Genomic DNA, 12,618 nt, shown 5'->3' with positions numbered 1-12,618 from the left:
GACCGCCATTATTGCTGGCATCCAGACCACAGGAGAACACATGAAAAAAACGGTTCTGACCATTGCCGCCCTGACCCTCCTCGCCACCACCGCCCAGGCCCGCACCTGGGATGAGATCAAGCAGAGCGGCACCATCAAGATCGCCACCGAGGGAGCATTTCCTCCCTTCAATATTCTGGAAGGCAAGAAGCTGACCGGCTTTGAGGTCGAGCTGGCCGAGAACCTCGCCAAGGAACTGGGTCTCAAGGTGCAGTGGGTCACGCAGCCCTTCGACAACCTGCTGATCGGTCTGCAGCAAAACCGCTACGACTTCGTGATTGCCAGCCACGGCATCACGCCGCAGCGTGCCAAGGCCGTGGATTTCTCCAACCCGCACTACTGCACCGGCGGCGCGATTGTCGCCAAGCCCGGCGGCCCCCTGACCGCCGCGGACCTGGCGGGCAAGTCGGTGGCCGTGCAGGTGGGCACCACCTACCTGGAAAATGTGCGCAAGGTGTCCGGAGTGGGCGACGTCAAGACCTTCCCCAAGGACACCGACGCCCAGGCCGCGCTGATGGCGGGCCGGGTGGACGCCTGGGTGGGCGACAAGTTCACGGGGCTGGATCTGGTCAAGGCCCAGAAGGGCAAGGTCAAGGCGGGCGCGCTGCTGTTCAACGAGCGCATTGCCATGGCCGTCAAGAAGGGCAACAGCAGCCTGCTCAAGGAGCTGAACTCGGCGCTGGACAAGTCCCTGAACAACGGCTCGTACGCCAAGATCAGCAGCAAGTACTTCGGAGAGGACGTCCGCTGCCGCAACTGAGCGGCGCTTCCCTTCACCACCGCGCGTAAAGGGCATAAAGAACGGCGACTCTGCAAGGAGTCGCCGTTCTGCGGTCGGGGTAGAAAGTGCTACGCCGCCCGACGCGCCCGCCACTTCAGGATCTGCGGCACGGTGAGCGCGGCGAGCACGCACAGCATCAGGAAGGCGGTCAGCGGCTGGCGCACGAAGATGGAAGGGTCGCCGTTGCTCTGCTGCAGGGCCGTGCGGAACTGCGACTCGGCGGTGGGCCCCAGCACCACGCCGATGATCGCGGGCGTGACCGGAAAGTCGAAGCGGCGCATGCCGTAGCCGATAACGCCGAACAGCGCGAGCAGGCCCAGGTCAAAGACGCTGTTGTTCAAGGAATACACGCCCACCGTGCTGAACACCAGAATCCCGGCATACAGAAAGGGGCGCGGAATCAGCAGCAGCCGGGCCCACACCGGTGCCAGCGGCAGGTTCAGGGCCAACAGCATCACGTTGCCGATGTACAGCGAGGCGATCAGGCCCCACACCAGATCGCCGTTGGTCAGGAACAGCAGCGGCCCTGGCTGCAGGCCGTACTGCTGGAAGGCCGCAAGCAGGATGGCGGCGGTGGCGCTGGTGGGCAGGCCCAGCGTGAGCAGCGGCACCAGCACGCCCGCCGCGCTGGCGTTGTTGGCGGCTTCCGGCCCGGCGACACCCTCGATGGCGCCCTGGCCGAATTCCTCGGGGTGCTTTGAGAGCCGCTTTTCCAGCGTGTAGCTCAGAAAGGTTGGAATCTCCGCGCCGCCCGCCGGAATCGCGCCGAAGGGAAAACCCAGCGCCGTGCCGCGCAGCCACGGCCCCCAGCTACGGCGCCAGTCCTGCTTTGACATCGTGGCGCCGCCTTCCAGCTTGATCACGTCGCTTTTGCCCTTACGCAGGCGGCTGGCGACATACAGCGTCTCGCCGATGGCGAACAGGCCGATCACCACGGTGATGAAGTCGATGCCGTCGAGCAGTTCCGGTCGGCCCAGCGCAAAGCGGGCCTGACCGCTCTGCAGGTCGGTGCCGACCAGACCGATGCCCAGGCCCAGAAACAGGCTCAGCAACCCGCGCAGTGGGCTGCCGCCGAAGGTCGCGCTGATGGTCACGAAGGCGAGCATGATCAGCGCAAACTTGGCGCTGGGCGTGATCTGCACGGCGATCTCGGCAATTGCGGGCGCGGCGAAGGTCAGCAGCAGCGTGCCGATGGTGCCCGCGATGAACGAGCCGATGGCGGCGGTCGCCAGCGCGGCGGCGGCGCGGCCCTTGCGCGCCATCTTGTTGCCTTCCAGCGCGGTGATGATGCTCGCCGATTCGCCGGGTGTGTTCAGCAGGATGGAGGTGGTGCTGCCCCCGAACATCCCGCCGTAGTAGATGCCCGCGAACATGATAAAAGCGCTCACCGGGGGCAGCTTGGCCGTCACCGGAAGCAGCAGGGCCACCGTCAGCGCGGGGCCAATGCCGGGCAGCACGCCCACCAGCGTGCCCAGCGTGACGCCGATCAGCGCCCACAGCAGGTTGATGGGGGTCAGCGCGGTTTCAAAACCCGCCAGCAGGGAGGTCAGGGCCTCCATTACAGGACGCCTTTCAGGACACCGGGCGGCAGGCTCAGTCCCAGGCCGCGCGTGAAGGCCACGTAGGTCACCAGGGCCACCGTCAGCGCCACCCCGGTCATCAGGCCGACCCTCCGCTCACCGAAGGCCCACGCCACGCTGAAGTACATGATGGCGGTGCCGACCACGAAGCCCGCCGTGGTCAGTACCGCCGCGCCCAGCGCGAAACCGCCCAGGATGATGCCCGGCGCGGCGAGGTTGACTGGGGCCTCCAGATCGGTGTCCTCCTCGGCGGCGGGTTCGGCGCGGCCCCCGCGCAGCACGCTGACCGTCAGCAGCACGCCCAGCGCCGTCAGACCGCTGCTGACGATCACGGGGAACACGCGGGGACCGACCACCGCGTTGATGCCGAAGGGAATCTGCCGGGTGCCGAGCAGCAGGGCGAGGCCCAGCGCGGTCAGCGCCAGCGCGACCAGCAGGTCGGGCACGCTGATGCCGCGGCGGGTGGGTGGGGGCGGGGGATGGGTCATGCGAACTCCTTGAACGGGAAAGGGGGCGGGTGGAAGCCGGAAGAGGAATGGGGAAAGTGGCAGGTGGGAACGGAGCGCTGGGGCGAACGGACCCGCCCGGCATAGCACGTGGGGCGGAGGGGTCACTGAACCCCGCTCCGCCCCACGCCGCCGCGCGGCCTACTTCACCAGGCCGATGTCCTTGAGCACTTCCTTGGTGCGGGCGGCTTCCAGCTTCAGGTACACGTCGAACTTGCTGCCGCTGAGGTACAGGTCGGTCCAGTTGCGGGTTGCCAGGGTGTCCTTCCACTGCTTGCTCGCGTGCATCCTGTCCATGGCGGTGACCAGCGCGGCCTTCTCGGAGGCGCTGATGCCGGGGGCGGCCACGATGCCGCGCCAGTTGGCGAGGTCAATGTTCAGCCCCTGGGACTTGAGGGTCGGGACCGGAATACCGGCCTGCGGTTTGGGCGCGCTGATGCCGATGGCACGCAGTTTGCCCGCCTTGATCTGCGCCTCGAACTCGCCGTAGCCGGCCACACCCGCCGCCACCTGGTTGCCCAGCAGGGCCGCCAGGGTCTCGCCGCCGCCGCTGAAGGGCACGTAGTTGATCTTCCTGGGATCTATGCCCGCGGCCTTGGCCATCAGGCCCACCAGCATGTGGTCGGTGCCGCCCGCGCTGCCGCCGGCAAAGGCCACCTTGCCGGGATCGGCCTTCCACGCCGCGACCAGATCGGCCACCGACTTGTAGGGGCTGGCGGCGGGCACCACCACGACCTCGTACTCGCCGGTCAGGCGGGCAATCGGGGTCACGCGGCTGAGGTCCACCTTGGAGCTGTTGGTCTGGATGGCGCCTACCATCACCAGACCCATGGTCATCAGCAGGCTGCCGTCGCCCTTGGCGTTGTACAGCTGTGCCAGGCCGATGGTGCCGCCCGCGCCGGGCACGTTGAACACCTGCACCGGCTTGACGATGCCCTGTTCCTGCAGCACGGTCTGGATGGCGCGGCTGGTCTGGTCCCAGCCGCCGCCGGGGCTGGCCGGGGCCATGATGCGCAGGTTGTTGATGTTCTGGGCTGCGGTGGTCTGGGCCACGGTGGCGGGGGCGGCGAGCAGCAGGGCGCACAGGGTCAGAACGGATTTTTTGGTATTCATGTGGAAACCTCCGGGGAGAGCGCCGTGGGGCGCAGGTGTGGATTGTGTGTGGGGTTCACCCTACTCCCTGCCTCCCCGCCGAACAAGCCTGTTCAGGCGTCTGGCACGCCTGTTTTCGTGAGCGCAATGCACAGCCGTGAACGCAATGCACGCAAAGGGCCGGGCCGGGGCGGGAGCGGTTCTACAATGGGCGGTGTTCCTATGAGGCTTTTCCGCCGCTTTCGTTCCGGCCGGCCCAGAGCGGGTCTGCAGGGCCGACTGGTGCGCTGGCACCTGCTGGTGCTGTGTGCCATGACGACGCTGCTTGTGGCGGTGCAGTCGTGGCAGCTGTACGGTGAGGCCCGCGCGCGGCTGGGCGAGCGGGCGCTGACCACCAGCCGGCTGGTGGCCCGCTTGCCGGAGGTGGTGAGCGGCGCGGCGTCGGGCCGGCCCAATCCGGCGCTGAACGCCCGCATCAATGCGCTGCGCGGAGCGGCGGAAGCTGACTTCATCGTGGTGGGAGACCGCGCGGGCATCCGGCTGGCGCATCCGGTGCCCGCGCGGCTGGGGCGGCCCATGGAGGGCGGGGACAACGTGGAGCCCTTCGCGGGCCGCGAGATCGTGAGCGTGGCGCGCGGCAGCCTGGGCGTCAGCGTGCGCGGCAAGGTGCCCGTGTGGCAGGCGGGCGAGGTCGTCGGCGTGGTGAGCACCGGGTACCTGATGCCGCAGGTGTGGTCCCTGGTGGGGCAGGCGCTCGTCGGGCTGCTGCCGTGGTTTCTGCTCGCGCTGGCGCTGGGCACGCTGGGCGCGGTGTGGGCTGCCCGGCGGCTGCGCGCCGAGATCCTGAATCTGGAACCCGAGGAGATTGCTGCCCTGGCCCGGCAGCAACGCGCGGTGCTCGCCGCGCTGCGTGAGGGGGTGATCGCGGTGGACCCCGCCGGGCAGGTCACGCTCGTGAGCGACCGCGCCGCCGCCGACCTGGGAGAGCGGCCCGTGCCGTATCCGCTGGCCGAGGTCTGGCCCGAACTCGCGCACCTGACTCGCGGCGGCGTGGGGGCGCGGCAGCAGAGCCTGGAACTGACCCTGCGCGGCGGCCCGGTGCTCGTGAACCTGGAACCGCTGGACGGCAGCGGCCCCAGTGGCGGAGGATTCGTGGCGGGCTTCCGCGACCGCGCGCAGGCGCTGGCCCTGGCCGAGGAACTGACCCACGCGCGCGGGTTTGTGGACGTGCTGCGTGCCCAGACCCACGAGTACCAGAACCGCCTGCACGTCATCTCGGGCCTGTTGCAGCTGGACCGTCCCGAGGAGGCCCTGCGGGTGCTGAACGCCGAGATCCGCTCGGACGCCGAGTTCCGGCAACTGCTGCGCGACGTGCAGGTGCCGCGCCTGGTGGCCCTGCTCGCGGGCAAACGTGAGCGCGCGCAGGAACTGGGTATCGAGTTCGGGGTGGCCGAGGGCAGCAGCCTCTCGCCCACCTGGGAACGGCACGCCGACACGCTGGTCACGGCGGTGGGAAACCTGACCGAGAACGCCTTCGAGGCCCTGGCCGGGCGTCCTGGCCGCGTCACGGTCCTGATCGGAGAAGACCCCGAGGGAGTGCAGCTGTCGGTCGAGGACAGCGGCCCCGGCGTTCCGGATGACCTGGCCGGGACGCTGTACGGGCGCGGCGTGAGCAGCAAGGGCGAGGGCCGGGGCCACGGACTGGCCGGGGTGTTCGCGCGGGTGCAGGCGCTGGGCGGGCAACTCCGGCACCGCCGGCGGGAGGGGCGCACCGTGTTCGAGGTCAGCCTGCCCACCCCGCACCCGGCGCCGCTCATGCCGCTGCCCCCGGCCTCCCGGTCAAGCGAGGCGGAAGGGTGAGTGCCGTTCCGCTGCCGGTACGTGTGCTGCTGGTCGAGGATGACCCGCGGGTGGCCCGCATCAACCGCGACCTGCTGGAACGTGACCCCGGCGTGCATGTGGTGGGCAGCGCCGCCTCCTGTGCCCAGGGGGACGCGCTGGCCCGCGCACTGGACCCGGACCTGATCCTGCTGGACGTGCACCTGCCCGACGGCAACGGGCTGGGGCTGCTGCACCACTGGCGGGCGGCGGGTCTGCTTACCGACGTGGCCGTGATCACCGCCGCCGACGATGAGCCCAGCGTGCGGCTGGCGCTGGCCCACGGGGCCTTCGATTACCTGATCAAGCCGTTTACCGGGGCGCGGCTGGCCGAACTCGTTGCCCGGCACCGCGCCCGGCGCGGCCCGCCGCCGACAGACGCGGCCCCACGGATGGATCAGGCCGCCCTGGACCGCCGGCTGGGCGTGGCGGCCAGCGCCGGCGAACCCCTGCCGCGCGGCATTGACCCCCACACCCTGGACCGGGTGGAGGGAGCGCTGCGCGGAGCGGGGGGCAGCGTCAGCGCCGAGGATCTGGGCGAGCGGGTGGGCCTCAGCCGCGTCACGGCGTGGCGGTATCTGGAACACCTCGTCCGGGAGGGCGCCGCCACGCTGGACCACCACTACGGCCACGCGGGGCGGCCGGCCAAGCTGTACCGTCACCGCAACGGGCGCCGGGGTCCGGAGGAGGGATCCTGAAGCTCCAATGGCAACCCCCGACCGAATCTTTCCCTGACCGGCGCGCCTAGACTGATGGGGTGTCGGTCCGTTTCCTCTCTTCGTTGCTGGCCCCCTTCCTGGCGCTGGCGCTGGTGGGCTGCACGCCGGTGCTCATGCTGGCTCCGGCCCGCACCCCCGCCCTGAACCTCAGCGGCTCCGCCCCCGACGTGGTGATCCTGAGCGTGTCGGGGCGCTGCACGCCGCCGTGCCAGGCTCCGCGTGACAACTACGATTACCTGAGTGCGCGCGGCACGGTGGACCGGCTGGCCGACGTGTTCGTGGCTTCGGGGTACCGCGTGCAGGCCGCCGGGTACGCGAGCAACGCCGCCGCGCTGTTCTCATCCCCGTACATCGCCGTGCCCCAGCGGGGGTATGAAGCGCTGAGAACCGATTTCGCGCGGCTGCGGGCCGGATGGATGACGGCTCCGCATCCGCCCCGGCTGGTGCTGCTCGGCCACTCGCAGGGCTCGGCGTGGCTGCACCACCTGACCCAGGTGCATCCGGAAGTGCCGTTTGCGCTGCAGGTGGATCTGGACGGCATCTGTCTGGGCTGGAAGTCGGACTTTGGGGCGGGCATCCGGGCGCTGGGAGACGCCCTTGGTCCCGAACCCTCGCCGCTGGACGCCTGCGCGGCCGTGCAGGTGGCCGGACGCACCGTGCAGGCCAAGGACGTGGTGTGGCCCAACGTGGCCCGCGCCCTGGAGGTTCAGAGCAAGCGGCTGCCGGCGCTGCCGGGCGTCGGCGGAGGCTGGCCGGTCAATTACCTGTTCGAGGTCACGCCGAACGTGCGGCCCGACGGCACACGCCGGGGCATCGAGCGTTTCATCTCGGGCCGCGAGGACCACAGCGCCGTGTCGTATCCCAGCAGTGACGCGCTGGCCTGGGTCATCGGGAAGACCGCCGCCCTCGCGCAGGAATGGCGCGAGGACGATCTGCGGCAGGAGCGGCAGAAACCGGCCGTGCGCTGAAGGGCGTCACCGGCCCGGCGTCAGGTCCTCCAGCCATGCCCAGGCCGCCGCTGCGTCCAGCCACCGCGCGCCGCGTTCGGCAGGAAACCACGCGAGCAGCGCCTGCCGGCCGGAGTCGTTCTGCTCGGCGTTCGGAGCGGCAAAAACGACCTTGTGGTCGCCGTCGCGCAGGTGCAGCAGTCCCAACGGCGGGGCCTCGACCACGTGGCCGACCGCCTGCGGGGGCCCCAGCCACACCGCGTCCACTTCCGCGCCGTCTGCCGGGTTCAGGGTGCCGGGCAGGCAACCGTAGTTGACCGGCGCGGGAACGGATTCCACCCGCAGCGGCTCCATGCCGCCGCCCCGCCAGATCCAGCGTTCGCGGGCGCCCGCCGTCCACTCCACCACGCCGCGCAGCCGTCCGGGGGCCGGGTCGTTGTCGCTCACGGCTGAACCTCGTACAGCTCGACCTGCCGCAGAACCGCGCCGGCAAAAGACAGCACCGCGCGGTAGGCACCCGGGGCCGGGGCCGGCAGCGAAAAGGCCGCCGTGCGCTGGGCCACGTCCAGATACACACTGTCGGTGCCCAGGGTGCGGCTGCCCTCGAACCAGTGGACGCTGAGGTAGCCGGGGTCGAACCGGCCGTCCACGGTGGCCGTCACGGTCAGGGTGTCGCCGGTGCGGGACAGCGCGGCCTGCGTGACCCGCACCGGCAACTGCACCGTGATGGGCGCGGGCAGCAGCGGCACGAAGTTGTAGCGGCAACCGCTGAGGGTCAGCGCCAGGGCACACAGCAGGGCAGAGCGGAGCATGCCGTCATGCTAAGGCCACGGATGTGGTGGGGGGTGAGGCGGCCCGGGGACGGGCAGGCCCTACTTCAGCCGGTGCGCCTCGATGAAGTAGGTCATCTGCTGCCGGGTGGACCCCAGGAAGGTCAGGGGCCGGGCCACCGCCGCCATGACGGTGATGTGGTTGACTCCTGGCAGGACCGTGCGCTTGACGGGCACGCCCGCCCGCTGCAGAGCCGCCTCCATGTTGGCGGCGTTGGCCGGCGCGACGGTCGTGTCGTTGGCGGCGACGAGCAGCAGATGGGGCGGCGCGTCCGGACGCACGTGGCGGTCGGGCATGACCTCATCGGGAGTGGCACCGGCCGGAAAGGCCACGGCGCTCGGGAAGTCGCGGAAATCGTAGCTGTACGGACCGGCCACGCCGATCACGCCGCGCACCGCACTGATGGGCACGCCCGCTTCCCGCAGCCAGCGGGCATTGTCCACGACCTCCACGGCATTGAAGCCGCCCGCCGAGTGGCCGGTCACAAACAAGTTGTCGGGGCTGCCGCCGTAGCTGCGGGCGCGTTCGCGCAGCACCTTCAGGGCGGCGGCGGCGTCCTGTACGTAGCTGGGGTAGCGGTTCTGCGGGGCCAGGCGGTAGTTCATCACGCCGGTCACGTAGCCCGCGCGGGCCAGAGATTCGCCCACGAACTTGTGGCCCTCCTTGTCGCCCCCCTGCCACGAGCCGCCATGGATGAACAGCACCACCGGTGCGCCCGTCACGTCCTGCGGAGCGTACACGTCCAGCACATTGCGCGGGTCCGGACCGTAGCGCACATTCTGGGTCACGTTCAGGCCGCGCGTGGGGGTCAGGGTGTTCAGGGCGGCCTGGGGCGAGCACGCGGCGAGCGTGACTCCCAGGGCCACGCTCGCCAGGCCCAGACCGGCGGCGCGGGTCAGTGCTGGAGTGCGTGGAGCACGTGTGGGTGAGGGAACAGAAGCGCGCAGAGGCATGGCCGTCAGGCTAGCGCGCAGCGCGTTTGTGGCGGGCGCATAGGCCACAGTTGGCCGCCGCGCGGGCTTGAGGTGGCCTTGAGGCTCGTGGGGGCCAGCCGCGGGGCCGGGCAAAGCGCAGGGACCGCCCGTTGCCGTGCCCACACTCGCCCGGACGGTCAGGACGCTAGCCTGCGCGGGATGCCTGCTCCTGAACCCCGGCGCACCCACCACGTCACCGATGTGCTGGTGGTCGGCGGCGGTCCGTCGGGGCTGGCGCTGGCCGCCGAATTGAGCGTGCGCGGCCTGAGCGTGCGGCTGGTCGCGCCGCACCCTCCGATCCCCTTTGTGCCCACCTACGGGGCATGGTGGGACGAGCTGCCGGCGTGGGCCCAGGCCTGCGCTGCCCAGGTCTGGACCGACGTGCGGGTGTACACCTCCGGGAAGCCCACCCCGCTGCTGCGGCCCTACGCGCTGCTGGACAATGCCCGGCTGCTCGGCGCCCTGCTCGCGCGGGCGGGGGACGGCCTGTGCTGGACCCAGGGAACGGTGCGGACGACGGTGCGGGCCGGTGACCTGTGGCAGGTCCAGGGTGCGGCGGGGGAGACCTGGAGCGCCCGCGTGGTCGTGGACGCGGCGGGGCACGGCGGCATTCTGCGGCCCACCCGGTTTGACGGGGGCGCGGCGCTGCAGACGGCCTACGGCATCGTGGCGCGTTTTGAGCGCCCACCCAGTCCGCCGGGAGCCATGGTCTGGATGGATTACCGCGCCGCGCACCTTCCACGTCAGGCGGTGCGGGCCGTGCCGACCTTCCTGTACGCCATGCACCTGGGAGGCGACCGGTACTTCGTGCAGGAGACCAGCCTGATCGCCCGTCCCGCCCCCACCCAGGAAACGCTGCGGGCCCGGCTGTACGCCCGTCTGGCGGCGAACGGTACGCCCCCACACGCGCTGGAGGCCGACGAATGGGTGGTCTTTCCCATGAACGCGCCCGCCCCCCAGCCAGGGCCGGTGCTGGCCTTCGGGGCGGCGGCCGGATTGGTCCACCCGATCAGCGGGTTTCAGGTGGCCGGGGCGCTGGCAGATGCGCCGCGGGTGGCACAGGCGGTGGCGCGGGCCCTGCGGCGCGGTGAGGACGCCGCCGCGGCAGGGTGGGCGGCCCTGTGGCCTCCCGAACGCCGCGCCGCCCGCGAAGTGCATCTGCTGGACCTCGCCGCGCTGCTGGCGCTGCCGGGCGACGGCCTGCCGGCCTTTTTCGCGGCCTTTTTCCGGCTGCCGGCTCCCGAGTGGCACGCCTTTCTGGCTCCGCACACCGGGGTGGGCGCGCTGGCGCGCAGTATGCTCCGGGTCTTTGTGCAGGTGCCCCCCCGGGTCCGCTGGTCGCTGGCGCGCGTGGCCGCGCAGCAGCCGGGCGTGAGCCTGCGGGCGCTGCGGGCCGCCCGCATGAAGGCCGCTTCCGGGTCTTCCCATCCTTCCCCGGCGGCGGTCGGCCACCCTGGAGCCATGACCAACCCCAACCCCGAGACCGGCGACATCGACCAGCAGGAAGTGATCGAGGAGGGCATGCAGGGCGCGACCGGAAACGTGAATGCCGATGGTCTGGCACCGGATGTGGACCGTCAGGAAAAGCTCGCCGAGCTGCAGGAGAACCTCTCGGAAGTCAGCGGCGAGCGGCAATCTCCCTGACTCGGCTGAGTGTGTCCACGCTGCGCGGGCCGGACACCTTCCTTTTTCGTGGGCATGACCTGCCTATACTGCCAACATGTCCCTCCTCGACATGATTGGTCCGGTCATGATCGGCCCCAGCAGCAGCCACACGGCGGGCGCGTGCCGCCTGGGTCTGGTGGCCCACCACCTGCTGGGCGAGGCTCCCCGGCACGCCACCATCGGCCTGCATGCCTCCTTCGCCAAGACGGGCCGGGGCCACGGCACCCACCTCGCGCTGGTGGCGGGGTTGCTGGGGTACGCCCCCGACGACGCCCGCCTGCCGCGCGCCTTTGAGGAGGCGCAGGCAGCGGAGCTGGATTTCGAGTTCCGGACCGTGGATCTGGGAGACGTTCACCCCAACACGGCACACATCGAACTGCACGGCGAGGGACAACAGGTGACCGTCCAGGGCAGCAGCACCGGCGGCGGCGTGATTCTGGTCACCGCCGTGCAGGGCCTGGGCACCAACTTCAGTGCGGCCAGTCCCACGATTCTGCTGCGCTACACCGACGCGGTGGGCATGATCGCCCGTATTGCGAGCACCATCGCCGCCGACGGCGTGAACATCGCCGCCCTGACCTGTACCCGCCAGACGCGCGGCGGTCAGGCCCTGCTGAGCATCGAACTCGACGCGCCCCTGAGTCCGCAGGCGCTGGCCTTTCTGGCCCACTGGCCCGACACGAACTGGGTGCGTCCGCTGCCCAAGCTGATGGACGGCTAGAGGCCGGTCCGGCCCACGGAGGGCAGTTCCTCACCTGCTGTGCCCACCCCGGCGCGGATACTGTGAATGTGACTTCCTGGGTGCGGCGGCGCTGGTTCCGGCCCGATGCCGGGCTCCTCGCGGCCAGTGTGTTCTGGGCCAGCGTGCTTGTGGCCGGTCTGCCCGCTGCGGCGTCGGCCCCACGGGGCGCCGAGCCTCCGATCCCCAGTGTGGCCGACCGCGACCGGGACGGCTACCCGGACGCTGCCGAGCTGACCGGTCAGGACCGGGTCCGCTTCGCCGACTGGTTCGCGGCGGTCGCCGAGAGTCAGTATTCCGGCATGAACGCCGACTGGCGGCCCGAGGACCGCGACTGCGGCGGGCTGCTGCGCTACGCCTTCGTGAACGCGCTGCTGCCGCATGATCCGGCCTGGATAGCCAAGTTCCGGTACCTGCCGCGCCCGACCTCGCCGGATGTTCAGGGGCTGTCCTACCCGTTGCCGGTCATCAGCCGCTCGGTGTTCCGCGTGGCGGGCGGCGCGTACCGGCCCGGCGACATCGAGGCGGGGCGGCTGGTAGGCCGCACGACCGTCCAGTACCTCGCGACCCACTCGATGGTGCGCGTCTCGCGGACTCTGGATCAGGCGCGGCGGGGCGACGTGCTCGTCTTCCTGCGCCCCGGCCTGCGCTCGTACCACAGCATGGTCTATCTGGGGGGCGGGCGGGTCGTCTACCACACCGGGGCCAGCCCGGAGGAGGGCGGAGAGGTGCGCCTGCTGACGGTCCAGAGCCTGCTGCGGTATGCCGAGCGCGCTTTTCATCCGGCCCCTTCCAACCCCAACTTTCTGGGCGTCTACCGCTGGAAGGTTCTGAACTGAGGGCGGGCCGCCGGACAGCCGTTACTCC

The 12,618-nt window shown here is 70.6% G+C and carries 13 protein-coding genes; 7 read left to right on the top strand and 6 right to left on the bottom strand.

Annotated features, from left to right (window positions below; genetic code table 11):
* Window positions 1-40: 40 nt before the first annotated feature.
* Entirely contained in the window at window positions 41-799 is a 759-nt protein-coding gene (locus IEY21_RS03255) for an ABC transporter substrate-binding protein (RefSeq protein ID WP_188901295.1), read from the top strand.
* 89 nt (window positions 800-888) lie between these two features.
* Here IEY21_RS03255 and IEY21_RS03250 read toward each other — a convergent pair whose 3' ends face one another.
* The 3 genes from IEY21_RS03250 to IEY21_RS03240 form a co-directional block, all read right to left on the bottom strand.
* Entirely contained in the window at window positions 889-2,379 is a 1,491-nt protein-coding gene (locus IEY21_RS03250) for a tripartite tricarboxylate transporter permease (RefSeq protein WP_188901293.1), read from the bottom strand.
* On the bottom strand, window positions 2,379-2,888 hold the full coding sequence (locus IEY21_RS03245) for a tripartite tricarboxylate transporter TctB family protein (protein ID WP_188901291.1): 510 nt from the start codon (window positions 2,886-2,888) through the stop codon (window positions 2,379-2,381). The genes IEY21_RS03250 and IEY21_RS03245 overlap by 1 nt, the downstream gene beginning before the upstream one ends.
* Window positions 2,889-3,047: 159 nt before the next feature.
* Window positions 3,048-4,019 carry a Bug family tripartite tricarboxylate transporter substrate binding protein gene (locus IEY21_RS03240; RefSeq protein WP_188901289.1) on the bottom strand — a complete coding sequence of 324 codons (972 nt, stop codon included), beginning with the start codon at window positions 4,017-4,019 and terminating at the stop codon, window positions 3,048-3,050.
* Between the two features lie 201 nt (window positions 4,020-4,220).
* On the opposite strand from IEY21_RS03240, the gene IEY21_RS03235 reads away from it, so the two are divergent.
* From IEY21_RS03235 to IEY21_RS03225, 3 genes are read left to right on the top strand one after another with little or no spacing between them, the layout of a single operon-like run.
* Entirely contained in the window at window positions 4,221-5,858 is a 1,638-nt protein-coding gene (locus tag IEY21_RS03235; RefSeq protein ID WP_188901287.1) for an ATP-binding protein, read from the top strand.
* A complete protein-coding gene (locus tag IEY21_RS03230; RefSeq protein ID WP_188901284.1) occupies window positions 5,855-6,574 on the top strand; it encodes a response regulator in 720 nt (239 codons plus the stop codon). The genes IEY21_RS03235 and IEY21_RS03230 overlap by 4 nt, the downstream gene beginning before the upstream one ends.
* Before the next feature lie 59 nt (window positions 6,575-6,633).
* Complete coding sequence (locus IEY21_RS03225; RefSeq protein ID WP_188901282.1) at window positions 6,634-7,563, top strand: hypothetical protein; 930 nt, start codon at window positions 6,634-6,636, stop codon at window positions 7,561-7,563.
* A 6-nt stretch (window positions 7,564-7,569) separates the two neighbouring features.
* On the opposite strand, the gene IEY21_RS03220 is transcribed toward IEY21_RS03225, so the two are convergent.
* Genes IEY21_RS03220 through IEY21_RS03210 form a run of 3 tightly spaced genes read right to left on the bottom strand, consistent with a single transcriptional unit; the run spans window position 7,570 to window position 9,326 of the window.
* Window positions 7,570-7,989, bottom strand: a complete 420-nt coding sequence (locus tag IEY21_RS03220; protein ID WP_229752830.1) for an inorganic diphosphatase — start codon at window positions 7,987-7,989, stop codon at window positions 7,570-7,572.
* Window positions 7,986-8,354 carry a hypothetical protein gene (locus tag IEY21_RS03215; RefSeq protein WP_188901280.1) on the bottom strand — a complete coding sequence of 123 codons (369 nt, stop codon included), beginning with the start codon at window positions 8,352-8,354 and terminating at the stop codon, window positions 7,986-7,988. Before IEY21_RS03215 ends, IEY21_RS03220 begins: the two co-directional genes overlap by 4 nt.
* A 60-nt stretch (window positions 8,355-8,414) precedes the next feature.
* Window positions 8,415-9,326 carry an alpha/beta hydrolase gene (locus tag IEY21_RS03210; RefSeq protein ID WP_188901278.1) on the bottom strand — a complete coding sequence of 304 codons (912 nt, stop codon included), beginning with the start codon at window positions 9,324-9,326 and terminating at the stop codon, window positions 8,415-8,417.
* A 180-nt stretch (window positions 9,327-9,506) separates the two neighbouring features.
* Here IEY21_RS03210 and IEY21_RS03205 point away from each other — a divergent pair, with 180 nt between their 5' ends.
* From IEY21_RS03205 to IEY21_RS03195, 3 genes are all read left to right on the top strand, one after another.
* Window positions 9,507-10,991, top strand: a complete 1,485-nt coding sequence (locus IEY21_RS03205; protein WP_188901276.1) for a lycopene cyclase family protein — start codon at window positions 9,507-9,509, stop codon at window positions 10,989-10,991.
* A gap of 76 nt (window positions 10,992-11,067) precedes the next feature.
* Window positions 11,068-11,733, top strand: coding sequence for an L-serine ammonia-lyase, iron-sulfur-dependent subunit beta (sdaAB, locus tag IEY21_RS03200; RefSeq protein WP_188901274.1), 666 nt, complete (start codon window positions 11,068-11,070; stop codon window positions 11,731-11,733).
* Window positions 11,734-11,801: 68 nt separating this feature from the next.
* Window positions 11,802-12,590, top strand: a complete 789-nt coding sequence (locus IEY21_RS03195; protein ID WP_188901272.1) for a DUF1175 family protein — start codon at window positions 11,802-11,804, stop codon at window positions 12,588-12,590.
* Window positions 12,591-12,618: the final 28 nt, after the last annotated feature.

The organism is Deinococcus aerophilus (assembly GCF_014647075.1).
Lineage (GTDB): Bacteria > Deinococcota > Deinococci > Deinococcales > Deinococcaceae > Deinococcus > Deinococcus aerophilus.
Note: the sequence above shows the minus strand (reverse complement) of the source record. Positions and strands in the feature narration are given on the sequence as shown.

What these genes read in the sequence shown, in the direction of transcription:
- IEY21_RS03255 (WP_188901295.1), top strand. Translation starts at nt 41, where the DNA reads ATGAAAAAAACGGTTCTGACCATTGCCGCCCTGACCCTCCTCGCCACC.
- IEY21_RS03250 (WP_188901293.1), bottom strand. Translation starts at nt 2,379, where the DNA reads ATGGAGGCCCTGACCTCCCTGCTGGCGGGTTTTGAAACCGCGCTGACC.
- IEY21_RS03245 (WP_188901291.1), bottom strand. Translation starts at nt 2,888, where the DNA reads ATGACCCATCCCCCGCCCCCACCCACCCGCCGCGGCATCAGCGTGCCC.
- IEY21_RS03240 (WP_188901289.1), bottom strand. Translation starts at nt 4,019, where the DNA reads ATGAATACCAAAAAATCCGTTCTGACCCTGTGCGCCCTGCTGCTCGCC.
- IEY21_RS03235 (WP_188901287.1), top strand. Translation starts at nt 4,221, where the DNA reads ATGAGGCTTTTCCGCCGCTTTCGTTCCGGCCGGCCCAGAGCGGGTCTG.
- IEY21_RS03215 (WP_188901280.1), bottom strand. Translation starts at nt 8,354, where the DNA reads ATGCTCCGCTCTGCCCTGCTGTGTGCCCTGGCGCTGACCCTCAGCGGT.
- IEY21_RS03210 (WP_188901278.1), bottom strand. Translation starts at nt 9,326, where the DNA reads ATGCCTCTGCGCGCTTCTGTTCCCTCACCCACACGTGCTCCACGCACT.
- IEY21_RS03205 (WP_188901276.1), top strand. Translation starts at nt 9,507, where the DNA reads ATGCCTGCTCCTGAACCCCGGCGCACCCACCACGTCACCGATGTGCTG.
- sdaAB (WP_188901274.1), top strand. Translation starts at nt 11,068, where the DNA reads ATGTCCCTCCTCGACATGATTGGTCCGGTCATGATCGGCCCCAGCAGC.